Origin of the sequence: Nioella ostreopsis, assembly GCF_004000255.1 — a bacterium.
GTDB lineage: Bacteria > Pseudomonadota > Alphaproteobacteria > Rhodobacterales > Rhodobacteraceae > Nioella > Nioella ostreopsis.
Window position 1 is genome coordinate 81068 of record NZ_RCIQ01000001.1, and the last position, 23104, is coordinate 104171.

The following is a 23104-nucleotide window of genomic DNA, read 5'->3' on the forward strand; positions in this document are numbered from 1 at the left end:
CTTCGAAGAAAATTCCAGCACTCCTGAGCAGCCTGCGGGCCAAGTGCCGCCGTTTCACGCTCCTGTGCCGTTTTGGACCGGTCCCGGCCCGGATCGCCGGTCTATCTCTCGCAACGGAAAACTTGGAATAGCGGGGCGGCTGGCCCATATTGTCAGTCTCCAGACCCCGGGAAGGCCCGCGCCATGAACCTGCAGCTCAACGATCTTGCCACCGCGCCTGACAGCGACGAGGCCCGCAAAGCGCTGGAGACCCTGCGCGCATGGGCTGCCACCGCGTCGGCGGAGGAGCTGGCTGCGCTCGACCCGTCCGTCACCAGCCTATTGCGCAATGCGCCCGACTATCCGGTGTTCAACCGCGACTACCCGCAGGATTTCACCGTGGATGCCGCGTATAAGGACAGCCTGCCGGACCTGCAGAACGGTCCTTCTTCGCTGATCAAGGGGCAGAAGCGGGTGATCCAGCATGTAGGCATCTCCAACTTCCGCCTGCCGATCCGCTATCACACCCGCGACGATGGCGATCTGACGCTGGAAACCTCGGTCACGGGCACGGTCAGCCTTGAGGCGGAGAAGAAGGGCATCAACATGTCCCGGATCATGCGCAGCTTCTACAACCACGCGGAACGGACCTTCAGTTTCGAAGTGATGGAAGCCGCACTTGACGCCTACAAGACAGATCTCGACAGTTTCGACGCCCGCATCCAGATGCGCTTTTCCTTCCCGATGAAGATCGAAAGCCTGCGCTCGGGCCTGACCGGCTACCAGTATTACGACATCGCGCTGGAACTGGTGGAGCAAGGCGGCAGCCGCAAGAAGATCCTGCATCTGGATTATGTCTACAGCTCGACCTGCCCCTGCTCGCTGGAACTGAGCGAACACGCCCGCGAATTCCGCAACCAACTGGCGACCCCGCATTCGCAACGCTCCGTGGCGCGGATTTCGGTCGAGGTGCCCTTCGGGGGCGACTGCCTGTGGTTCGAGGACCTGATCGAACTGGCCCGCAACGCGGTGCCCACGGAAACGCAAGTGATGGTCAAGCGCGAGGATGAACAGGCCTTCGCGGAACTGAATGCCGCCAACCCGATTTTCGTGGAGGATGCCGCCCGACTGTTTGCGCAGGCCCTGCATGACGAACCCCGCGTCGGTGATTTCCGCATTGTTGCCAGCCACCAGGAAAGCCTGCACAGCCATGATGCCGTCAGCGTGCTGACAGAGGGCGAAACCTTTGCGGCCACCAGCCTTGACCCAAAACTGTTCAAGACGCTTTTCCACATCGGTTGAGCCCTGCCCCTGACGCAACCCGGGGTTTCCGGATCGGCATTGGGCAAACGGGTCAGGAAGACATACCTATCAGGTCGAACCGGGCAGATGCCCGTCGCAGATATCAAGAGGTAGTCCCATGGCAACCATCGCCCTGTCCCCCGCCGCAACCGGCACCGAATCCCCGATCCGCAGCTTCTTCGCCGCGCTCCTGCGCGTGTTTTCCGCCTATGACGCCGCGCAGTCGCGCGCCAATCAGGTGCAGCGCCTGAACGGCATGACCGACGCCGAACTGGCCCGCATCGGTCTGCGTCGCGAAGATATCGCGCGCTACGTCTTCCGCGATATCCTGTATATCTGACGCGCCCGGCGAAAGCGCCCGTGCGAAGCTTCACCGGTTGACAGCGCGCGCGGGCCGGGCCAACGCTTCGGCCCATGTACGACCTCAGGCCCATTGGATATGTGATCGGACTGCTCGTCCTTGTGCTGGGGTTGACCATGCTGGTCCCCATGGGCGTCGATCTGTATTATCAGAACGGGCATTGGCGGGCCTTCCTGGAAAGTGCCGTTCTGACGGTGATGCCCGGCGCGATGCTGGCGCTGGCCGCCTCCAGCGGAGGCAGCAAGCGACTGTCCATCCAGCAGACTTTTCTTCTGACAACGGGTGTCTGGCTGGCCCTGCCCATCTTCGGTGCGTTTCCCTTCATAATCGGGGCGACGGACGCTACATTCATCGACGCGCTCTTTGAATCCATGTCGGGCCTGACCACCACGGGATCAACCGTTTTCATCCGGTTGGAGCTGCTGCCAGAGGGGCTGTTGTTCTGGCGCGGAATGCTGCAATGGTTCGGCGGCGTCGGTATCATCGTCGTGGCGATGGTGTTCTTGCCGGAACTGCGCGTCGGCGGCATGCAGATCTTCAAATCCGAAGCCTTCGACACGATGGGCAAGATCCTGCCCCGCGCGGGTGAGATCGCGCAGCAGATCTCGGTGATCTATCTTGGCCTCACGCTTGTCTGCTCGCTTACCTATGTAGCGCTCGGGATGCCGACATTCGAGGCCATCGTGCATTCGATGACCACCGTCTCGACCGGCGGGTTTTCCACGTCGGACGCTTCTTTCGGGGCGTTTCAGGGGCCGATGGAATATGCCGCGTCCATCTTCATGATCCTCGCCAGCCTGCCTTTCGTGCGCTACGTGCAAATGATTGCCGGCAGCGCCCGGCCGCTTTGGGTCGATACGCAGGTCCGGGCCTATCTGACCACGATCCTGATCCTTACGATCTTCTTCGCGGTCTACCGGCTGGTTGTGAACGGCGACCATCTGGAACACGGGTTCCGCGAGGCGATCTTCAACGTGACCTCGATCATCTCGGGCACGGGCTATGCCAGCGTCGATTATCAGGAATGGGGCGCCATCGCAGTTGTCGTCTTCTTTTTCATTGGCCTCATCGGCGGCTGCGCGGGCTCGACCGCCTGTTCGATCAAGATCTTCCGATATCAGCTGCTCATGGCCTCGATCTCGACGCAGCTGCGCAGGCTCTACGCGCCGCATGGCATCTTTGAGCCGCGCTACGAGGGGCGCAAGGTCAGCGAGGAAGTCCTGTCCTCGGTCATGGCCTTCTTCGTGATGTTCTTCGTCAGCCTCGGGGTCGTGGCGATGCTCTTGGCGCTGACCGGGCTTGATTTCGTGACGTCGGTGTCCGGTGCGGCCACGGCGCTGGCCAATATCGGACCGGGCCTTGGGGCAGAAATCGGCCCGGCGGGCACGTTCACCAATCTGGGCGATACGGCCAAGTGGATTCTGACCGTGGCGATGCTGGTCGGGCGGCTGGAGCTGATGGCAGTGTTTGTCCTCTTCACCACCCAGTTCTGGCGGGGGTGAGGGACGCGGTGGAAAGCAAAAGGGCGGCCCGTCGGACCGCCCTTTTCTGTTCACAAGAGCCTTGGGATCAGTTCCAGCAGGTCACCAGAACCGCCAGATCGCTGCCATAGCGGGCCAGTGCATTGCGGGTCATCGCGTCGGCCTGCACCGGGGCGGCGTTGACGGTCACACCCGCGCCACCGAGGAATTCCGCCATCCGGTCGCCGCGCAGGGCGAAGCTGACGCCTTCGGGCAGGGCGCGGCCGGTATTGGGCTCGGGCAGGACCATGCCGATCACCGCGCCGGTGGCATCCAGCACCGGGGCTCCGGCCTCTGACGGTTCAATCGACATTTCCAGCCGCGCCATCGTATCCTCGCCATTCAGCCCCTGCATGTCGGCCAGCGTGCCGAAGTTCATGGACGCTGCGCCAAGCGCGCCTTCATAGGGGTAGCCGGCAACAGCAACATCCGTGCGGATGCGGGCGGGAATGGTCGGGAAGCCCGCATAGGTCGACGGGGCCAACGCCTGTGTCGGGCGCAGCACCGCGAGGCCGAGCGCCGGGTCGGAATGGGCGACGGTCATCTCATACCGGTCATTGACCAGCACTCGGGTGCAGGACGCCACGGCCTCGGCGGTGGTCAGCACGGTGCCGGTATTGTCGAGGTAGAAACCGCTGCGCGCCCGGTCGGGCTGACGCACTTCTAGCCCCGCCATCAGGTCGACGCCCTGTTCCATGCCGGGATCGACCGCGCCGGGATCGAGCGTGCCGCCATAGGTGGAGAAACTGTCCTCCATCATGTCCAGCACACGGGTCATCTGCGCATCCCGGTCCGGCGTCCAGATCAGGGTAAAGCCCTTGATCTGACCGTCTTCCAGACGGGCCACGGTATGGCTGCGCAGGGTGTCGGACTGACCGGTCAGCACGAAGCTGTTGGACCGGCGGTTGCGTTCGCCTTCCAGCGGTACGATTTCCAGCGTCTGCATGATCTCATAGAGGCCGCCAAGCGTGGCTTCGCTGCCCTCCTGGCTGATCAGCAGAACCTGGACACCGGAATCACCAATGGAATCGTACTGTGCGAAGGGGAATTCGTAGCGGGCGAACTCGACCATTGCGAGCGGCAGGTCGATCTCGATTCCCGCACGCTCGTCACGCACCGTCTGCATACCGAGCGCATTGAGTTCACCCTGGTACTCGGCCAGCAATTGCGCCCGCTGACGCGTGGTCAGGACGCCGGTTTCCGCATAGCCCTGCGCGGCTTGCCAGCGGGACATGGCCCCGCGTGTGCCGGGGCCGAACGCGCCGTCGATGCCGGAATTGTAGTAACCGAACCACTGCATGGCGATCTGCAACGCCTCGCGTCCCTGCTGGTCGAGCCGGGCTTCGCTTTGGCGTGCCTCGGCGACGGTTTCCTCGGGGATTACCGGTTCCGCGGGCTGCGGGGCCTCTGCGATGGTGGGGGCCTCAGTCACGGCACCGGGGGCCAAGGTATTGGCGCCAATGGGGAAAAACTGTTGCTGGTAGATGTCGACTTCGGACAGGTAACTGTCCTGCGGAATGGCCCCCTGCGCGCGCAATTGGTTCAGAACCGCCGCGCCTTCTCCGGGCGTGTAGGGCCCAAGCGCGATGGCGTACCAGCCGGTCCGCAACCGATAGCCGTTCACCGCTGGCAGGATCCGCGAATAGGCGCGGACCCGGCCCTCGGCGGTGGCCAGATCTGGGTGGGCCTCCATCTGGACCCACACCCGGTCCTGTGCCTGGGCGTCATCGGCCCCGAATACGGCCAAGCCCAGTATGATCAAAAGACACAAAACAATCCGGCGTGCTGCCATCCTCTTTCTCCTAACCCCATGTTTCCTGCGGGCTTCGCCCGTTCACGATCGGCGGCAACCTATCAGAGTGAACAGCCGATGCACCAGAAATATGCGTGATCGGCCAATTGACCATGGCGGGGGGGACCACTATCACACCCCTGCCTTGCAACACCCGGGAAAAGACATGGCCATGAAAAGCACGCCGCCGCGCAGTTTTCAGGAAATCATCCTGAGGCTTCAGTCCTACTGGGCCCAAAAGGGCTGTGCGATCATGCAGCCCTATGACATGGAGGTCGGCGCCGGCACCTTCCACCCGGCCACCACCCTGCGCAGCCTCGGCACGCAGCCCTGGGCCGCGGCCTATGTCCAGCCCTCGCGCCGCCCCACGGACGGGCGCTATGGTGAGAACCCGAACCGGTTGCAGCATTACTACCAGTATCAGGTGCTGATCAAACCCTCGCCGCCTGATCTGCAGGCTTTGTATCTCGGCTCGCTGGAGGCCATCGGCATCGACATGGACCTGCACGACGTGCGCTTCGTGGAAGATGACTGGGAAAGCCCCACTTTGGGTGCCTGGGGCCTGGGCTGGGAGGTCTGGTGCGACGGGATGGAAGTCAGCCAGTTCACCTATTTCCAACAGGTCGGCGGCCATGACTGCAAGCCGGTCTCGGGCGAGCTGACCTACGGGCTGGAACGTCTGGCGATCTATATCCTCGGCGTCGATCACGTCATGGACATGCCCTTCAACGACCCCGACGCGCCGATTCCGCTGACATATGGCGACGTGTTCCGCCAGACGGAGGAGGAATACAGCCGCTTCAACTTCGATACGGCGGAAACCGAAATCCTGTTGCGCCATTTTGAGGACGCGGAGGCCGAATGCGAGGCGATCCTGAGCCACCCGGCAGAGGACCCCAAGACCGGCAAGCGCATCATCATGGCGCACCCGGCCTATGACCAGTGCATCAAGGCCAGCCACCTCTTTAACCTGCTCGACGCGCGGGGGGTAATCTCGGTCACCGAACGGCAGGCCTATATCGGCCGCGTCCGGGCGCTGGCGAAGAAATGCGCCGATGCCTTCGTGCAGACCGGGGCAGGGGGCTACGTGCCTGAAAGCGACAGCGCGGCATGACCCGGGGCCAATTCGTGACAGCAGCCATTCTTCTTTCCGCCGCCGCCGCCGGATCCCTTCTGTGGTGGACCGAAACGCGCGCCTATTATGAACCGATCAGCATGGATGCGGTGACGATCAGCGCCACCACCTTCGATGGCGTGGTTGACCCGCTGCCGATCGCCGATTTCGAGGGCATCGACGCCGACACCTCGCCGCTGCGTTTCCGGGCCTGTTTCTCCACGCCCCTGTCGCTGGCGCTGATGACGGAAACCTATCAGCCCTATGACGGTGCAACGCCGCTCAACACGCCGGGCTGGTTCGACTGCTATGACGCGGGCACCCTGACCCGCGCGTTGGAGGCGGGCACCGGGCTGGCCTTTCTGGGCGAAGCGAACATCATCTACGGGATCGACCAGATCGTGATGATCACCGAAGACGGCCATGGCTATGCCTGGCACCAACTGAACCATTGCGGAGAGGCGGCCTATAGCGGCGACCCCGTCCCCGAAGACTGCCCGCCCGCGCCCGAGAGGAACTGACATGCCCGATCTTCTGCTGGAACTGTTCAGTGAGGAAATCCCCGCGCGGATGCAGCGCCGCGCGGCTGAGGATCTGAAGAAACTGGTGACCGATGCGCTGGTCGAGGCCGGGCTGACCTATGCAGGTGCCGGGGCGTTCTCCACCCCGCGCCGTCTGGTGCTGGCGATGGAAGGGCTGACGGCGGAAAGCCCCGACGTGACCGAGGAACGCAAGGGCCCGCGCACGGATGCCCCGGAAAAGGCGCTGGAGGGCTTCCTGCGCGCCACGGGTCTGACGAAGGACCAGCTGGAGATCCGCGACGACAAGAAGGGCCAGACCTATTTCGCCAAGATCGTGAAGCCGGGCCGGTCGGCAGAGGATATTCTGGCAGACGTCATCCCCGCTACGATCCGCAACTTCCCCTGGCCCAAATCGATGCGATGGGGCGCGGGCAGCCTGCGCTGGGTGCGTCCGCTGCATTCGATCCTGTGCATCCTGTCGGACGAAAACGGTGCGCGCGTCGTGCCGATTGACGTGGACGGCATGGCCGCTGGCGACACGACCGAGGGCCATCGCTTCATGGCCCCAGGCCGCTTCGCAGTCTCCGGCTTCGACGACTACGCCGCCAAGCTGAAGAAAGCGCATGTGATCCTCTCCGCCGAGGAACGGGCCGACCATATCTGGCACGACGCCACCAACATGGCCTTCGCCGCCGGGCTGGAAGTGGTCGAAGACAAGGGCCTGCTGGCCGAGGTCGCGGGGCTGGTGGAATGGCCAGTTGTGCTCATTGGCGAGATCGGTGAGGACTTCCTGGGCCTGCCGCCCGAGGTGCTGCAAACCTCGATGCGCGAACATCAGAAGTTCTTTTCCGTAAAGAACCCCAACACGGGCCGGATCGAACGCTTCATCACCGTCGCCAACCGCGAGACCGCCGACCACGGCGCAACCATCCTGGCGGGCAATGGCAAGGTGCTGTCGGCGCGTCTGGCGGATGCGAAATTCTTCTGGGAAAACGACCTGCGCGTCGCCAAGTCGGATATGTCCACCTGGACCCGCAGCCTTGAAAACGTGACCTTCCACAACAAGCTCGGCACACAAGCTGCCCGGATCGACCGGATTGCGGCGCTGGCGCGTGATCTTGCGACTGTGGTGGGGGCCGACCCCGATCAGGCGGAAACCGCCGCGCGCATCGCCAAGGCCGACCTGTCCTCGGAAATGGTCTACGAGTTCCCCGAATTGCAGGGCCTGATGGGCCGCTATTATGCCGAAGCCGCGGGCTACCCGGCAGAGGTCGCCGCCGCCGCGCAGGAGCATTACTCGCCGCTTGGCCCCTCCGACGATGTGCCGACCGCGCCCGTTTCGGTCGCCGTGGCGCTGGCCGACAAGCTGGACACGCTGGCAGGTTTCTGGGCCATCGACGAAAAACCCACCGGGTCAAAAGACCCCTACGCGCTGCGCCGTGCGGCGCTTGGGGTGATCCGGCTGGTGCTGGTCAATGGGCTGCGTCTTGACCTTGACCGCTTCTTCGATGCGCAGCTGGTGCGGGTCGAGGCTGCGGTGAATACCGGCATGGGGGACGCTGCGCTGACCGAACTTTTGCAGGAGATCGCCGAACACGGGGTGTTCGGAGCTGCTTTCCACGCGGTCAGGGATCGGTTGGACGATCTGCATGACGATTTCCTTGCGCTGGAAAACAAGGTGCCGGATACCTCCGATGATCTCCTGCGCTTCACCCATGATCGGCTCAAGGTCCACCTGCGCGATCAGGGCATTCGCCATGACGTGATCGACGCGTGCCTTGCCCTGCCGGGCAGCGACGATCTGGCCCTTCTGGTCAAGCGGGCCGAGGCGCTGGCGGCCTTCCTTTCCTCCGACGACGGGGAAAACCTCGTTCAAGGCTACAAACGCGCCGCCAATATCCTGGCGCAGGCCGAGGAAAAGGACGGGGTCGAGTACCGCTATGGTGCCGATGTGAAATACGCTGAGACCGCAGAGGAAAAGGCGCTGTTCGCGGCGCTGTCGCAGGCCGAGGCCGCTGTAGCCCCGGCGCTTGCATCGGATGATTTCCCCGCCGCCATGTCCGCCATGTCCGCTCTGCGCGCGCCGATCGACGCCTTCTTTGACACCGTGCAGGTCAATGCGGACAGCGCGATCCTGCGCCGCAATCGCCTCAATCTGCTGCACGAGATCACCGCAAGCTGCGGCAAGATCGCGGACCTGTCGCGGATCGAAGGTTAGGCGTTCCTTTCAGCTTGGTGAAAATACCTCGGGGGAATCGCCGAAGGCAACGGGGGCAGAGCCCCCGGACCCGCTCTTGTGAAAGCGTTTCACGCGGCCAGCAAGGGCCGCGCGGGTCGACGTGCCAAAGGCACAGCGAAACACCCTGACGCCCAAACACCGCACTGGACCCGGCGCGATTCCGCTGTATGGTCCCCTCAACCCTTTTTCTGCAAGTGCGAAGCAAATGCCTGACCGCCCGGATATCGTCCAGATCACTGCAACCGCGTCGATCAAGAAGGACATGCATGGCAACCGCGCCAAATGCCTTCAGCGGCTGGTGCGGCTCGACCTGCCGGTGCCGCTCTCCGTGGCGTTGTCCTTCGACACGGTGCGAAGGCTGGCGCAAGGCTATGTGCCGGATATGTGCGCGCTGTCGGCGATTTTCGAGAAGGGCGACCTGCTGTCCGTCCGGTCCTCCAGCGAGGCCCCTGATTGGGGCGGGCCGGGGACGGTGCTCAATATCGGCATGAATGACGCCGTCGCCGCGCGCATCGCCGAGGAACACGGACAATCGGCGGCGGACCAGCTTTACCTGTCTTTCATCCGTGCCTACGCGGTCGATGTGCTGCGGCTCGACGAGGATCTGTTCGCAGATCCCATCACTCCCCGTATCGCGCTCGCCCATTTCGAGGACGAGATGGAGGAGCCCTTCCCGCAGGATGTGGAAACGCAGCTGACCGAGGTCCTGCGCTCCATGGCGCGGGCCTGGGAGGGCACCTCGGCCCGGCTTCTGCGTCAGGCCAAGGGTGCGCCTGCGGATGCGGGGCTTGGCCTCGTCGTGCAGCGCATGGCGTTGTCCATCGGCAAGGAGGAAACCGGCGCCGGTGTGCTGCAGTTCGTTTCCACCGATACCGGAGAGCCGCAGATCACCGGGCGCTACCTGCCGCAAAGCCAAGGCCGCGCGGCGCTGAGCGAGGCGGATGCCCAGTTCATCGAAACCGACCCGCGCGGCACCGCGCTGGAGGATCGCTGCCCCGATCAGGTCGCGGCGCTGCGCGATGCAGGCCATCTGATCCGCACCCGCCTGCGCGAGGAAATGCAGATCGAGTTCACCCTGATGGAGGGCCGGCTTGCCATTCTTGATGCTGTCCGGGTGCCCCGTTCAGCGCGCGCAGATGTGCGCATCGCTGTCGATCTGGCCGAGGACGGGATCATCCCGCGCGAAGAGGCGTTGATGCGCATCGCGCCGTTTACCCTCAACCAGATGATGCACCGCCAGCTCGACCCGGAGGCCCCGCGTGACGTGCTGACCCGCGGCATTGCCGCGGCCCCCGGTGCGGCAACCGGCAAGCTCGTCTTTACTGCCGCCGCAGCGCAGGCCGCGAGTTCGCAGAATGAACCCTGCATTCTCGTACGTCGCGAAACCAGCCCCGAGGATATCCGTGGCATGCATGCCGCCGAGGGCATCCTTACCGAACGCGGCGGCATGACCAGCCACGCGGCGGTGATCGCCCGTGGTCTCGGCGTACCTTGCGTGTCTGGTGCCACCGATCTTCAGCTCGACCATCGCAAGAAGACCCTGACGGTGCCGGGCCGCAGGGTGTTCCATGAAGGCGACATCATCACCATCGACGGCAGCTCCGGGCAGGTTCTGGTCGGCGCGGTCAGGATGATCGAGCCCGACATGAGCGGCGCGTTCGCCACCTTGCTGAAATGGGCCGATGCGGCGCGCGATATCGGCATCCGCGCCAATGCAGACACGCCCGAGGATGCGCGGCTGGCGCAGACCTTTGGTGTCGATGGCATCGGCCTGTGCCGGACCGAGCACATGTTCTTCGACCCCATCCGCCTGACCGTGATGCGAGAGATGATCTTCACCGAGGATCCGGAGGACCGCAAAGCGGCGCTGGAGCGGCTTTTGCCTATGCAGCGCGGCGATTTCATCGAGCTCTTCAAGCTGATGCAGGGCCAGCCCGTCTGCATCCGCCTCTTTGACCCGCCCTTGCATGAATTCCTGCCCGGCGACCGCGATGGCATCCGGGCGCTGGCTGAGGCGCTTGACCTGCCCGTCAGCCGCGTTGCCGCCCGGATCGAGGCCTTGCAGGAGTTCAACCCGATGCTGGGGATGCGCGGTGTCCGGCTCGGCATCACGGTGCCAGGCATCTATGACATGCAGGCCCGTGCCATCTTCGAGGCGACGGTTGCGGCGTCAGAAGGCGGCGACCCGGTTGTGCCTGAAATCATGATCCCGCTGGTCAGCGCCAAACGCGAGGTGGAGCTGATCAAGGACCGCGTCGATGCGGTGGCCGCGGCGGTGCGCAACGAAACCGGGGTGAATTTCACCTATCGGCTCGGCGTGATGGTGGAAACGCCCCGTGCCGCGCTGCGCGCGGGCGAGATCGCGGAACATGCGGCCTTCCTGTCCTTCGGCACCAACGACCTCACACAGATGACCTATGGCCTGTCGCGCGACGATGCGGGGCGCTTCATGTCGGCCTATGTCAATCAGGGCGTCTACCCTGAGGACCCGTTCCAGCGGCTTGACCGGGACGGGGTGGGTGAGTTGCTGCTGCTCGGCTCGGCGCGGGGACGCGCGGCGCGACCGGGCATCACCCTGTCGATCTGCGGCGAACATGGCGGTGATCCCGATTCGATCGCCTTCAGCAGATCCGCCGGGTTCGACTATGTGTCCTGCTCGCCCTTCCGGGTGCCGGTTGCCAAACTTGCGGCCGCACAACTGTCCATTGCTGACATATAAACGGCGGGATTCCAGCCCATTATAAGCCGACGTTAAATGATTCTCTTTGCGGAGACCCCTAGCCGTTGGGGTCCTGTTAAGGGGATGTCACTAGATTGTGCTCCGGTTTGGTCGATTGGCGATCTTTCCGGTACACGTATGAGGTCGAAGCAGAGCCGGGAAAACCCGGTCAATGGGGGATGCCCAGAATGGGACAGCCGAACATCTTGCGCGCCGTGAAGGCCGCTGCCACCGCATTGCTATTCACCGCCGGTCTCGCGCAGGCCGATGTTGTGGCGTCAACCTCCACCGATCCGACCCATACGCTCGGCTCACTCTTTACCTCTGTCATGGGACAGGAACACAGCGGCATGCGCGCGGTCAGCCCGCTGCGCCTGTCGGCGCTTGGCGCGCCCTATACCGGGCAGGGACTGGATCAGACCGGTGGTGTGGCCCCCTATTCGGCGGCGGAACTTGACGCCATGGGCCGCGCCCGCGGCGGACGCCAGTGGCAATGCCTGACAGAGGCGCTTTATTTCGAGGCGCGCGGGGAAAGCGTGGCAGGTCAGTTCGCGGTGGCAGAGGTCATCCTGAACCGGGTCGATCACGCCAATTACCCCGATACGATATGCGATGTCGTCAACCAGGGCACGGGGCGGCGTTGGGCGTGTCAGTTCACCTATACCTGTGACGGCCGTCCCGAAACCGTGACCGACCACGCGATTCACGAACGGCTTGGCCGTATCGCCCGCATCATGATTGACGGCGGTCCGCGCAACCTGACCTCGGGCGCGACGCATTACCACGCCAATTGGGTCAGCCCCTCCTGGGCGCGCGACTTCCCGCAGACCGCTGAAATCGGTGTACATCTCTTCTATCGTGGCCGCTAGGCCCGCGTCGCATTCCCGGCCAACAGTGACGCCTCCGGCCCGTGCATCCCGCGCGCTGGCCTGCTAGAAGGACGCGACTGTCCTGACCGGCCCCGGAGGCCAAGCCCCATGTCCGATGAAACCCGCCTTGCCTTTGCGCACCCGTCCGAACGCGCCAAGGCCACAGCCGGTAACGATCCGCTGGACCGGATCAGCCTCTCTGACCATGAACGCGAGGTCGAGATCGGCGCGTTTCAGCAGGAACGCGGGCTCTTGCAGCGGGTGCGCTTCAACGTCGTGGTCGAGGTGCGGTCCGCCGCCAATCCCGATGCCGATGATGTGGACCGGATCCTGTCTTACGACACGATTTCCGAGGCCATCGACCATGAATTGCAGGCCGAACGCCTGAACCTGTTGGAAACGCTGGCCGCGCGTATTGCCGAACGCATCCTCGCCCATCCCTTGGCCGCGCGCTGCTTCGTTCGGATCGAGAAGCTGGATCGCGGGCCGTTTGCCCTTGGCGTCGAGATTGTGCGCACCGCCCCCGAACGCCCGCGCCTGTCGCTGCTGAAGGACGGTGCCCCGCATCCGCTGGTGGTGTATCTGTCGAACGCGGCCATTGCGCGCCCGGATCTTGCGGCGCTACTGGACCGGCTGGAAGGGCAGGGCAAACCGGTGATCCTCTGCGTGGGCCGTCCCGATACGAACGTCCCCGTGGCCGATCACGCCATGCCGCAACGGCGCATCGACCTTTTGGCCATTGAACAGAACGCCTGGATCCTGGCCAGCCATGACGACCGCTGCGTGGTGGTCGAGACCCGGACAGAGCTTGACTGGGCAATGAAGCATGACCGCATATCGGTCTGGGCTCCGTCCAAGCTGGTGCTGGACAGCGTTGATGGACCGCACAGCTCTGCCCGCTCCGGTGAGGCGCTGGCGCTTTGGCTCGCGGAAAGCTTCGAGGCGGAGGGGATGCTGTTCCTTGGCGGTGATGCGCCCAAGGCCGATATCGCGCTGACGGTGCTGGCCCCCGACGCGATGCCCGCGCTCTGAGCCTTGCCCGCGAGGCCCCATGACGCTAACCGGCCGGCAACCCGAGGACCGCACCATGACGCTCTATTACCGCCCGATTGCCCAGACCGATCCGGCTCGCCCCGCTGCTGCCTTGCCGCTTGCAGGAACATGGGCGTGGTTCACCCATGTGGAGGAATTGGCAAGGGGCCGCGCGCCGCGTGTGATCCCGGCCGATGCAGTGCCATCGGAAGAGCTTGCCTGCCTGACCACTCCACGCACGCCAATTGCTGGCCTGACATTGGACTTGCCCCGCATCATGGGCATCCTCAACCTGACGCCCGACAGCTTTTCCGACGGCGGGGAATTCAACAACCCCGAGGCCGCCATGGCGCAGGTGCGCCGGATGTTGGAGGAGGGTGCCCATATCCTCGATCTCGGCGGCGAAAGCACCCGCCCCGGTGCGCAGGAGGTTCCCGTTGAAGAGGAAATCGCGCGCACCGCGCCCGTCATTGCCGCGGTCCGGGCGGCGGGCATCGACACACCGATTTCCATCGACACCCGCAAGGCCCCGGTGGCGCGGGCCGCTTTGGCCGCAGGGGCGCAGCTGATCAACGATGTTTCGGCCTTCAGTTTCGACCTCGACATGCAGGGGCTAGCGGCGGATACCGGCGCGCCCGTCTGCCTGATGCACGCGCAGGGCCTGCCCGACACCATGCAGGACAACCCGAATTACTCCGACGCTCTGCTCGACGTTTATGACAGCCTTGAAACATCCGTCGCCGCGGCTGAGGCCGCCGGTATCCCGCGTGAAAAGATCCTCGTCGATCCCGGCATCGGCTTCGGCAAGCGCGATCCGCACAACCTGGCGCTGATTGGGCGCATATCGCTCTTCCACGCGCTTGGCTGCCCGATCCTGCTTGGCGTGTCGCGCAAAGCCTCGATCGGTCGGATCGGTAATATCCCCGATCCTCACGACAGGGGCCCGGCATCGGCAGCAATCGGCCTATGGGCGCTTGGGCAGGGGGTCCAGATGCTGAGGGTTCATGATACACAGGTGCACAGGCAGATGATCGCGCTGTGGCGCGCGGCAGCAGAGGGAAAGGCATGACTCGCAAACTCTTCGGCACCGACGGCGTCAGAGGCCGCGCCAACAGCTATCCGATGACGGCGGAACTGGCGCTGAAACTTGGGGCGGCGGCGGGCCGCTATTTCCGGCGTGATCAAAGCCCCGGCCACCGGGTGGTGATCGGCAAGGACACGCGGCTGTCGGGTTACATGATCGAGAACGCGCTGACGGCGGGGCTGACCTCGACCGGTATGAACGTGCTGCTGCTTGGCCCGGTGCCGACGCCTGCTGTGGGGCTTTTGACGACTTCCATGCGCGCAGACCTCGGCGTGATGATTTCCGCCAGCCACAATCCGGCCACCGACAATGGCATCAAGTTCTTCGGTCCGGATGGCTTCAAGCTGTCGGACGAGGCCGAGAAGGAAATCGAAGCGCTGGTCTTTTCCGAGATCCAGCCCGCGCAGGCCGAAAACATCGGCCGCGCCAAGCGCATCGACGATGGCCGCGCGCGCTATGTGGAACGGGTGAAAGGCACGTTTCCTCATGGATTCAGCCTCGACGGGCTACGCGTGGTGATCGACTGCGCCAACGGCGCCGCCTATCGCGCCGCGCCTGAGGTTTTGTGGGAACTGGGCGCGGAGGTGATCCCGCTTGGCGTCGTCCCCAATGGCTTCAACATCAATGATGGCGTGGGCTCGACCAAACCCGCCGCCGCGCAGGCGCTGATCCGCGAAACACGGGCCGATGTGGGCATCTGCCTTGATGGCGACGCCGACCGGGTGGTGATCATTGATGAGACCGGAGAGGTGGCGGACGGCGATCAGATCATGGCGCTGTTCGCGAACAGATGGGCGGAAGAGGGCCGCCTGAAAGGCCACACGCTGGCCGCGACGGTGATGTCGAACCTCGGGCTCGAACGCTACCTGGCCGAGCGCGCGATCAACCTGCACCGGACCCCCGTGGGCGACCGCTACGTGGTCGAGGCGATGCGGCAATACGGGCTGAACCTCGGCGGCGAGCAGTCGGGCCATATCGTGATGACCGACTATGCCACAACCGGCGACGGTCTGATCGCGGGGCTGCAGTTCCTGGCTGAGATGACCCGCACCGGCAAACGCGCAAGTGAGCTGGCCCGCAGCTTCGAGCGGGTGCCGCAGCTGCTCAAGAACGTGCGTTTCGCGGCAGGCCAGACGCCGCTGGAGTCTGCAGGTGTGCAGCAGGCGATTGCAGAGGCAGAGGCGCGGCTGGAGGGCTTTGGCCGTCTGCTGATCCGCAAATCGGGCACCGAGCCGCTGATCCGCGTCATGGCGGAATGCGAGGATGAGGGCCTGTTGCGCAATGTCGTGGGCGAGGTTGTCGCAGCAGTTGAGGCCGTCGTCTGACCGTCAGTCGGGTTGCACCAATCGGGCGGTGACGAAGATCACCAATTCGCGGTGCCGGTCGGTCGCGGCGCTGGACCGGAAGGCGTGACCGACGACCGGAAGGTCGCCGAAGAACGGCAGCGACGCATTCCGCTCCGTGGAATGGTCCGGTGTATCGTGCATCAGCCCGCCGATGACTATGGTCTCACCGTCCCGCACTGCAACCTGCGTCTGGACCCTGCGCACCAGCAAACCCGGATCACCCGTGGCATAGACATTTCCGGAAAACTCGAGATCCGTATCGCCGATATGAGGAGCACCCGCCGCGGTTGCATCAAAGGTAATCAACGGGCGGGAGATATTCTTGATCTCGGCCCGAACGTTCACGTGAACGGATCCGTCCTGAGTATTCAGTTGCGGGGTCATGATAAGCTTCAGGCTGGTCCGCCCGGTGGTGGCCAGCTCAGCCTCCCTCAGAACCCGGGGTGCGCCGCGGAAAAGCGTGTTCAGGTGCCGCAGGTTGGGAATCTGCAACAGCTCGATCCGTTCTTCTTCCTCAAGCAGGTTGAGAAAAGCGGCTGACGGCTTCGCAAGACCCGAAACAGCCCCGACAGCCAGCCCGGCAGTGAATAGACGACGGTCCATGACACGTCCTACCTTTGCGCTAAAGAAACCATTATAGCACGAGTAAGGGGTTTCAAGCGACTCCGCTTGGGTCAGACGCCGAACAGCCGCCGCAGCGCGCCCCACTGGCTCAGGAACACCCCGGCGAGGATCAGTGCCAGCGCCCACAGCAGTGAGGGCTGCAGCGGCTCGGACAGGACCAGCGCGCCAAGCACGACAGAACAGACCGGCACGACGTAGTTGGTCAGGCTCATGAAGGTGGGGCCCGCGCTGCGGATCACCACGACCCGCAGGATATTGGCCGCCGCCGTCGGCACCAGCCCCAGAAGCGCCAGAACCGCCAGCGTCTGCCCGTCCACGGCGGGCGGCGGGCCTTCCACCATCAGCGCGGCGGGGATCACCATCGCCGCGCCGATGATCAGCAGAACGGTCGCGAGACCGATCGGATCGACCGCAGGCAGGCGGCGCATCCAGACGGAACTAAGCGCATAGCAGCCCGCTGTCCCAAGGCAGGCGAGCCGCCCATAGGGTTCCAGCGCCGCGCCGGTTGAGGAAAAGGCCTGCCCGCCGATCAGCACCACGACGCCCGCGAAGCCGATGACAAAGCCCGCCGTCCGACGCAGCGTCATCCGCTCGCCCGGCACGAGGAAATGCGCCAGCGGCAGCACCATCAGCGCCACCGCGGCCATCGACACGCCCGCGAAGCCCGAAGTCGTGTATTGCTGGCCCCAGCTCAGCAGCATGAAAGGCACGGCGGAACTGAGCGCCCCGATCACCACCATCGCGGGCCAGTCGCGCGCCTCGTCAAGGAAGAGCCGCCCGCCGCGCGCGAGCCACACCACCGTCATCAGCGCGGCGGCAAAACCGATCCGCGCGGCAGCGAGCCAGAAGGGCGTGATGCCGCGCAGGGCGATCTCGATCACCATGAAGGTCGCGCCCCAGGTCAACCCGAGGGCGAGGATCATGAGCCAGCTTGCGCGGGTTATGTTGGGGGTCATATCAGGGGGCTCCTTCCCCGCGCACCTGACAGAGCGGCGCAGGGAAGGTCAATAGCCGACGCTTCGCTCTGCGTCGAAGCGCGTCTTGCGGTCAGACGAAATCAACGAACCTGTTGAACGGCATCTCGCGCAGCCGCTGGCCGGTGGCGGCGAAGATCGCGTTGGCCAGCGCCGGGGCGGCGGGGGGAACGGGGGGTTCCCCGATCCCGCGCACGGGGCCGCCAAGCTCCACGCCGCGCACGGCGATCCGTGGCGCCTGCCAGATGCGCATGCCGTCGTGGCTGTCGAAATTCGACTGTTCCGCCATGCCATCCGCAAAGGTGATCTCGCAATTGATCGCGTGGCCAAGGCCCCAGATCACCCCGCCCTGCACCTGGTTCTCGAAGGCAACGGGATCGACCACCGTGCCCACCTCCGCCGCGACCCAGACATCGCGGATGCGGATGCCCTGCGGGGTGGTCTCCACCTCGATCACCTCCGCCACGGGCACGCCGAAGCTTTCGACCATGGCCACGCCAAGGCCCCGGTTTTCGCCCGGGGACCGGCCCCAGCCCGACATCTCGGCCACGGCCTCCAGCACCGCCACCGCGCGCGGGTCATTGGCCAGCCGCAGCCGTTCGGCCAGCGGATCGGCCCCCGCCGCGTGGATCAGCTCGTCTAGGAAACTCTCGCCAAAGAACCCGCTCGAAGACGCCCCGACGGATCGCCAGGACGAGGTCGGCGCCAGTTCCGGCACCGCGTAGGCGCGCACCCGGTAGGACGGGATCGCGTAAGGCGCGTTCCACACGCCCGCCGGGATCTGGCTGTCGGGGCCGGGCACATTTTGCCCGATCCGGCCCATCTGGCTGCGCGAGGAGGATACCGCCGCAATCTGGATATCGGCGGCCTCGACCCGGCCATTCGCCACCGCACCGTGCCCGCGCGCCATGCCGATCTGACGGGGGAAATCCTGGGCGAAATCCTCTTCCCGCTGCAGGGTCAGCTTGACCGGAACGCCCGGCATCTGCATCGCGATCTCGGCGGCCAGCGTCACGTGCTGGAATTCCAGCCTATGGCCGAAACTGCCGCCCGAGAACTGGTTGTGGAAGGTGACCTGTTCCGCCTCGTGCCCGGTCACGCCCGCCACCTGCTGTTGCAGGAAACGCGGCATTTGGTGCCCGGTCCAGACCTCGACGCCTGCCTCCGTCACCCGCACGATGGCATTGAGCGGTTCCAGCGGCTGGTGCGCCACGTAGGGCGCACGGTATTCGGCCTCGATCACGTCGCCGCTTAGCGCCGCTTCCACGTCGCCCTCGGCCCGCCATTCGCGGTCAAGCCGCGCGTCGGTGAAGCTGGCGGCGACCTCGGCCCAATGGTCGGCCTGCTCGGCGGGGTAGGGGGCAGGGCCCCAAGTGCACTCCACCGCGTTCACGGCCTGGAAGGCGCGCCAGGTGTTGTCGGCGACAACGGCCACACCGTTCGTGACCTCGACCACCTCCGACACCCCGCGCATGGCGCGTGCGGCGCTGGCGTCATAGCTGGACAAGACGCCCCGGCGCGGGTTCACCCGCGCGGCGGCATGGACCATGCCGGGCACCGAAACATCAATTCCGTAGACCTGCTGCCCGGTCGATTTTGCGACGATATCCAGCCGCTCGGTTTCCTGCCCGATCAGCCGCCATTCGGAACGAGGGGTCAGGGGCGCGTCCTCGACAGGGTCAATCGTGGCAGCTTGCGCGGAAAGCTCCGTATAGGGAATGCGGATGCCATCGGGCAGCACCACCGCGCCACTTTCGCAGCGCAGTTGGTCCGAAGGGATCGAGGTTCGGATCTCGCCCGCCCGGCGCAGGGTTTCGCGTGCCATCGCGCCCGCCAGCCGCAGCTTGTCGAAACTGTCTGGTGTCGAGGTAGAGCCGCCTGTGACCTGCATCCCCAACACCTTCATGACGGCCCCCATGGCGGTGCGGGTCGTGCGCGCGGCAAAGCCCTGGTCGCTGGACAGGAAAGGCGCGCCCTCCTCGCCCATGGCCCTGTTCCAATAGGCGGGCGACGGGTCGCCGAAGCTGATATCGAACTGGCCGGGGTCCAGCCGCATTTCCTCGGCCAGCAGCATCGCCTGCATATGCGCCACACCTTGCCCCACATCCGCGTGGGGGGTGATCAGGGTGATCCGCTCGGGCCCGATCAGCACCCAGGGGTTGAAGGTCACCTCCCCCTCTGCCAGCCCCGCCTCCAGCGGGTTCTCATGCGGGCGGCGCACGGTGTAGACCCCGAATGCCACACCGCCGGCCAGCACGGCGGAGCCAATGAGGAAACTGCGGCGGGCGATTTTTCCAACACGCGACATGGCTCAGCCCTCCCGCAGACGCGCGGCGGCGTCGTGAATGGCGGCGCGGATGCGCGGGTAGGTGCCGCAGCGGCAGAGGTTACCGCCCATGAAATCGTCGATATCCGCATCCGTGGGGTCCGGCACGGTAGCCAGCAGATCGGCGGCCTGCATCATCTGCCCCGCCTGGCAATAGCCGCATTGCGCCACCTGATGGGCGATCCAGGCCTCCTGCACCGCGTGCAGGGTTTCGCCTTCTGCGAGGCCCTCCAGGGTCGTGATTGCGGCGCCCTCCAGACTGTCGGCAGGCAATTGGCAGGACCGCATGGCGATGCCATCCACATGCACCGTGCAGGCCCCGCATTGGGCGATGCCGCAGCCATATTTGACGCTGGTGATCCCCAGCTCATCCCGGAGAACCCAGAGAAGCGGCATGTCGCCTTCCACATCCACCTCGCGGGGGACACCGTTTACCGTAAACCGCATAGCCATCCTCGTCTGTGCTTTGGGGCTTTCAGGATAGGTAGGAACGCGACCGCCGCATGTCACTTGCAGATCGCGCCATTTCTCTCGCTTTCCGTGCCGTCACTCTTTCGCACAGCACCTGTTCAGGTGCTGCGCTTGATCGCGCGCGGCGCGAGGGTAGGGTGTGATGAAAGAAGGAGAGCACCCATGGGCCTGATGATCGACGGGATCTACCACGCCGAGGACCCCGGCCCTCATACGTCCGAGGACGGCAGGTTCCAGCGGCAGAAGGCGACGATCCGGCACTGGATCACTGAAGGTGGCCCCTTTACCCCCGATCCGGGGCGCTATCACCTCTATGCCGCGTGGAACTGCCCCTGGGCGCATCGGGCGCTGCTGATCCGTGCTTTGAAAGGTCTGCAAGACCAGATCACGGTGGCCTATGCCCGACCGCGTCGAACGCCCGATGGCTGGGTCTATGATGCGGAGGGGGAATACGCCGACCCCGAGCTCGGCGTCAGTGCATTGCATCAGGTCTATGCCGGCGCGTCGCAGCCCTTCACGGGCCGTATCACCGTTCCGCTTCTGTGGGACCGCGAGACGCGCCAGCCGGTGTCGAATGAAAGCGCCGATATCGTGCGCATGCTGAATGACGCCTTCCCCGGCCCCGATTTCGCGCCGGAACCCTTGCGCGACGGGATCGAGGCATGGAACGCCCGCATCTATCGCGACGTGAACAACGGCGTCTATCGCGCCGGGTTCGCCAGAACGCAGGCCGCCTATGACGAAGCGGTGGCGCAGGTCTTCGCCACGCTCGATGAGATCGAGGCGCATCTGTCGGAAAATCGCTACCTGATGGGCGAGAGCTTCACCGAGGCCGACATCCGCCTTTTCCCCACGCTCGCCCGCTTTGACGTGGCCTATCACTATGCCTTCAAGTGCAACATCCGGCGGCTGATGGACTACCCCAATCTCTGGGCCTATGCGCGTGAGATCCATGCCATGCCGGGCGTGGCTGTGACCGTCCGGTTCGACATCTACAAACAGGGCTATTTCTCACCCTCAGAACTGCGCAACCCGCTTGGCATCGTGCCAGCGGGGCCGATCGTCGACTGGTCAGCGCCGCATGGGCGCGGTCAAAGCCCCGCCTGAAACGCCGCGCGCAGATTGTCGGTGTAGTAGATCATCGTAGGGCGGTCATTCGCGGCGGCTTTCGTCAACAGCTCGGGCAATTCGGCGGGATCCGCCACATGCGCCACGGCCCATCCGCTGGCCTCGGCCTGTGCCTTCAGGTCGGGGGTGTAAAGATCCACGCCAACGGTGCCCATCTGCTTGGCGATCATGTAATTCTTGATCTCACCATAGCCCGAATTGTCGTAGAGCATCACGATCACCGGGGCCTCTGCCTCCACCGCGCTGGCCATTTCGGGCGAGGAGAACTGGAACCCGCCATCGCCCGACAGCACCACAACCGGCCCGCCACTGGCCAGCCGCGCGCCGATCCCTGCGGGCAGGCCATAGCCAAGCGTCCCGAACCCGGTGGTGGAGCTGTGGTAATGCCCCGGCTTGGCGCTGGCAAACCCCAGATTGCCCGCATAGACCGCCTGGCTGCTGTCGCCCATAAAGACCACATCGGGCAGCGTATCGCGGATCAGGTCGAGCATCGCCAGATCGCCACGCATTGCGTCGTCCAGAACCATGCGCCCGGCTGACGCCGCCATTGCCCGCGCTGCGCCGTCCTTGTGCTGGTCTGGCGTGGCAAGCTTCAGCAAAGCGGCGGCGGTGGTGGCGGCATCGGCCACGATCCCGATCTCGGGGGCCGCGCTGCGGGCCATCTGCACCGGGTCCACATCGACGCGGATCATGCGGCCTGTGATGCGGAACCCGTTATCCTCATACATGTCGTAATCCGTGCGCCCAATCTCGGTGCCAAGCGCCAGCACCACGTCGGCATTGGCCACCAGCGCCCGCGTTTCGGGCTGCGAGGCGGTCAGCGACACGCCAAGCGGATGCTCGGGCGGCAGCAGGCCCCGCGCATTTGCGGTCATCACCACGGGCGCGTCCAGTGCCTCGGCCAGGGCGCGTAGCGCCACCGCATTCCGCGCGCCGCCGCCAGCGAGGATCACCGGCGCTTCGGCCCCGTTCAGCAGCTCCGCCGCCTCGGCCAGCGCGCTTGCATCGGGGGCCGCCCGCGTGATCCGCATGGGCGCTTTGGGCAGCGGCAGGTGATCGGCGGGCGCAGTCATGATGTTGATGGGAATTTCCAGATGCACGGGCCGGGGCCTGCCGCCCTCGAACACCGCGAAGGCCTGCGCCAGCGCCGGGGCCAGTTCCTCAACCGTGTGGATCGTCCGCGAAAACGCCGAGACGCCCGAGACCAGCGCCTGCTGGTTCGACAGTTCATGCAGCCAGCCCTCGCCCGATCCCATGCGGCCATGGGAATTCACCGCAGAGATCACCAGCATCGGGATGGAATCGCCATAGGCCTGCCCCATGGCTGTCGCGATATTGGTCATGCCGGGGCCGGAAATGATGAAACAGACTCCGGGCCGCCCGCTGACCCGCGCATAGCCGTCGGCCATGAAGCCCGCCCCCTGTTCATGGCGCGGTGTCACGTGGCGAATGCCCGATCCGGGCAGGCCACGATAGAGCTCCACCGTATGCACACCGGGGATTCCAAAGACCGTATCCACCCCGTAAAGCGCCAGAAGGCGGGTCAGGTACATGCCTGCGGTCAATCCAGTCACGTCGGTCATCGCTTTGCTCCCTGTGTTCACCGGGCGACTGTTCCAGAGCGTGCGGTCTTGCACAAGAGCATCACGCCTCGCAGTCCGTGCTGCCGTTACATGCGCCCAAAAGAACCGAAACCCGCGCGG

General features: G+C 64.9%; 18 protein-coding genes. 12 read left to right on the top strand and 6 right to left on the bottom strand.

Going from position 1 to position 23104, the window contains the following annotated elements; all coding sequences use genetic code 11:
• Positions 1-183: 183 nt before the first annotated feature.
• The 3 genes from folE2 to EP237_RS00525 all read left to right on the top strand — a co-directional run bounded on the left by folE2 (position 184) and on the right by EP237_RS00525 (position 3144).
• Positions 184-1281: a GTP cyclohydrolase FolE2 gene (folE2, locus tag EP237_RS00515; protein WP_127557005.1), complete on the top strand. Its 1098-nt coding sequence runs from the start codon at positions 184-186 to the stop codon at positions 1279-1281.
• Positions 1282-1399: 118 nt separating this feature from the next.
• The gene (locus tag EP237_RS00520; RefSeq protein WP_127557006.1) at positions 1400-1621 is read left to right on the top strand and encodes a YjiS-like domain-containing protein; all 222 of its coding nucleotides are present in this window, start codon (positions 1400-1402) and stop codon (positions 1619-1621) included.
• A 74-nt stretch (positions 1622-1695) separates the two neighbouring features.
• On the top strand, positions 1696-3144 hold the full coding sequence (locus EP237_RS00525) for a TrkH family potassium uptake protein (protein ID WP_127557008.1): 1449 nt from the start codon (positions 1696-1698) through the stop codon (positions 3142-3144).
• 67 nt (positions 3145-3211) lie between these two features.
• Here EP237_RS00525 and EP237_RS00530 read toward each other — a convergent pair whose 3' ends face one another.
• Entirely contained in the window at positions 3212-4909 is a 1698-nt protein-coding gene (locus tag EP237_RS00530; protein WP_240661408.1) for a serine protease, read from the bottom strand.
• A gap of 211 nt (positions 4910-5120) precedes the next feature.
• Here EP237_RS00530 and EP237_RS00535 point away from each other — a divergent pair, with 211 nt between their 5' ends.
• The 8 genes from EP237_RS00535 to glmM all read left to right on the top strand — a co-directional run bounded on the left by EP237_RS00535 (position 5121) and on the right by glmM (position 15857).
• On the top strand, positions 5121-6068 hold the full coding sequence (locus EP237_RS00535; RefSeq protein WP_127557012.1) for a glycine--tRNA ligase subunit alpha: 948 nt from the start codon (positions 5121-5123) through the stop codon (positions 6066-6068).
• Positions 6069-6082: 14 nt separating this feature from the next.
• Entirely contained in the window at positions 6083-6589 is a 507-nt protein-coding gene (locus EP237_RS00540) for a DUF6446 family protein (RefSeq protein WP_240661410.1), read from the top strand.
• Between the two features lies 1 nt (position 6590).
• Positions 6591-8807, top strand: a complete 2217-nt coding sequence (glyS, locus tag EP237_RS00545; protein ID WP_127557016.1) for a glycine--tRNA ligase subunit beta — start codon at positions 6591-6593, stop codon at positions 8805-8807.
• Positions 8808-9033: 226 nt separating this feature from the next.
• Complete coding sequence (locus EP237_RS00550) at positions 9034-11547, top strand: putative PEP-binding protein (RefSeq protein ID WP_127557018.1); 2514 nt, start codon at positions 9034-9036, stop codon at positions 11545-11547.
• A gap of 188 nt (positions 11548-11735) precedes the next feature.
• Positions 11736-12416, top strand: coding sequence for a cell wall hydrolase (locus EP237_RS00555; protein ID WP_127557020.1), 681 nt, complete (start codon positions 11736-11738; stop codon positions 12414-12416).
• A 108-nt stretch (positions 12417-12524) separates the two neighbouring features.
• Entirely contained in the window at positions 12525-13448 is a 924-nt protein-coding gene (locus EP237_RS00560; protein WP_127557022.1) for a dihydroneopterin aldolase, read from the top strand.
• A gap of 55 nt (positions 13449-13503) precedes the next feature.
• Positions 13504-14517 (top strand): dihydropteroate synthase, encoded by a 1014-nt coding sequence (gene folP / locus EP237_RS00565; RefSeq protein ID WP_127557772.1) that lies wholly within the window; start codon positions 13504-13506, stop codon positions 14515-14517.
• Positions 14514-15857 carry a phosphoglucosamine mutase gene (gene glmM, locus EP237_RS00570; protein WP_127557025.1) on the top strand — a complete coding sequence of 448 codons (1344 nt, stop codon included), beginning with the start codon at positions 14514-14516 and terminating at the stop codon, positions 15855-15857. Before folP ends, glmM begins: the two co-directional genes overlap by 4 nt.
• Positions 15858-15860: 3 nt before the next feature.
• On the opposite strand, the gene EP237_RS00575 is transcribed toward glmM, so the two are convergent.
• The 4 genes from EP237_RS00575 to EP237_RS00590 all read right to left on the bottom strand — a co-directional run bounded on the left by EP237_RS00575 (position 15861) and on the right by EP237_RS00590 (position 20249).
• Positions 15861-16481, bottom strand: a complete 621-nt coding sequence (locus tag EP237_RS00575; protein WP_127557027.1) for a hypothetical protein — start codon at positions 16479-16481, stop codon at positions 15861-15863.
• Between the two features lie 71 nt (positions 16482-16552).
• Positions 16553-17458 (bottom strand): DMT family transporter, encoded by a 906-nt coding sequence (locus tag EP237_RS00580; protein WP_240661412.1) that lies wholly within the window; start codon positions 17456-17458, stop codon positions 16553-16555.
• Positions 17459-17549: 91 nt separating this feature from the next.
• Positions 17550-19784 carry a xanthine dehydrogenase family protein molybdopterin-binding subunit gene (locus EP237_RS00585; protein ID WP_127557029.1) on the bottom strand — a complete coding sequence of 745 codons (2235 nt, stop codon included), beginning with the start codon at positions 19782-19784 and terminating at the stop codon, positions 17550-17552.
• 3 nt (positions 19785-19787) lie between these two features.
• Positions 19788-20249, bottom strand: coding sequence for a (2Fe-2S)-binding protein (locus tag EP237_RS00590; RefSeq protein ID WP_127557031.1), 462 nt, complete (start codon positions 20247-20249; stop codon positions 19788-19790).
• Positions 20250-20435: 186 nt separating this feature from the next.
• Here EP237_RS00590 and EP237_RS00595 point away from each other — a divergent pair, with 186 nt between their 5' ends.
• Entirely contained in the window at positions 20436-21380 is a 945-nt protein-coding gene (locus tag EP237_RS00595) for a glutathione S-transferase family protein (RefSeq protein ID WP_127557033.1), read from the top strand.
• Here the strand turns inward: EP237_RS00595 and EP237_RS00600 are convergent.
• Positions 21365-22984, bottom strand: a complete 1620-nt coding sequence (locus tag EP237_RS00600) for a 5-guanidino-2-oxopentanoate decarboxylase (RefSeq protein WP_127557035.1) — start codon at positions 22982-22984, stop codon at positions 21365-21367. The genes EP237_RS00595 and EP237_RS00600 overlap by 16 nt on opposite strands.
• Positions 22985-23104: the final 120 nt, after the last annotated feature.

Excerpts from the sequence above, each read along its gene's own strand:
- folE2 (WP_127557005.1), top strand. The coding sequence starts at position 184 with ATGAACCTGCAGCTCAACGATCTTGCCACCGCGCCTGACAGCGACGAG.
- EP237_RS00520 (WP_127557006.1), top strand. The coding sequence starts at position 1,400 with ATGGCAACCATCGCCCTGTCCCCCGCCGCAACCGGCACCGAATCCCCG.
- EP237_RS00525 (WP_127557008.1), top strand. The coding sequence starts at position 1,696 with ATGTACGACCTCAGGCCCATTGGATATGTGATCGGACTGCTCGTCCTT.
- EP237_RS00535 (WP_127557012.1), top strand. The coding sequence starts at position 5,121 with ATGGCCATGAAAAGCACGCCGCCGCGCAGTTTTCAGGAAATCATCCTG.
- glyS (WP_127557016.1), top strand. The coding sequence starts at position 6,591 with ATGCCCGATCTTCTGCTGGAACTGTTCAGTGAGGAAATCCCCGCGCGG.
- EP237_RS00550 (WP_127557018.1), top strand. The coding sequence starts at position 9,034 with ATGCCTGACCGCCCGGATATCGTCCAGATCACTGCAACCGCGTCGATC.
- EP237_RS00555 (WP_127557020.1), top strand. The coding sequence starts at position 11,736 with ATGGGACAGCCGAACATCTTGCGCGCCGTGAAGGCCGCTGCCACCGCA.
- EP237_RS00560 (WP_127557022.1), top strand. The coding sequence starts at position 12,525 with ATGTCCGATGAAACCCGCCTTGCCTTTGCGCACCCGTCCGAACGCGCC.
- folP (WP_127557772.1), top strand. The coding sequence starts at position 13,504 with ATGACGCTCTATTACCGCCCGATTGCCCAGACCGATCCGGCTCGCCCC.
- glmM (WP_127557025.1), top strand. The coding sequence starts at position 14,514 with ATGACTCGCAAACTCTTCGGCACCGACGGCGTCAGAGGCCGCGCCAAC.
- EP237_RS00575 (WP_127557027.1), bottom strand. The coding sequence starts at position 16,481 with ATGGACCGTCGTCTATTCACTGCCGGGCTGGCTGTCGGGGCTGTTTCG.
- EP237_RS00580 (WP_240661412.1), bottom strand. The coding sequence starts at position 17,458 with ATGACCCCCAACATAACCCGCGCAAGCTGGCTCATGATCCTCGCCCTC.
- EP237_RS00585 (WP_127557029.1), bottom strand. The coding sequence starts at position 19,784 with ATGTCGCGTGTTGGAAAAATCGCCCGCCGCAGTTTCCTCATTGGCTCC.
- EP237_RS00590 (WP_127557031.1), bottom strand. The coding sequence starts at position 20,249 with ATGCGGTTTACGGTAAACGGTGTCCCCCGCGAGGTGGATGTGGAAGGC.
- EP237_RS00595 (WP_127557033.1), top strand. The coding sequence starts at position 20,436 with ATGGGCCTGATGATCGACGGGATCTACCACGCCGAGGACCCCGGCCCT.
- EP237_RS00600 (WP_127557035.1), bottom strand. The coding sequence starts at position 22,984 with ATGACCGACGTGACTGGATTGACCGCAGGCATGTACCTGACCCGCCTT.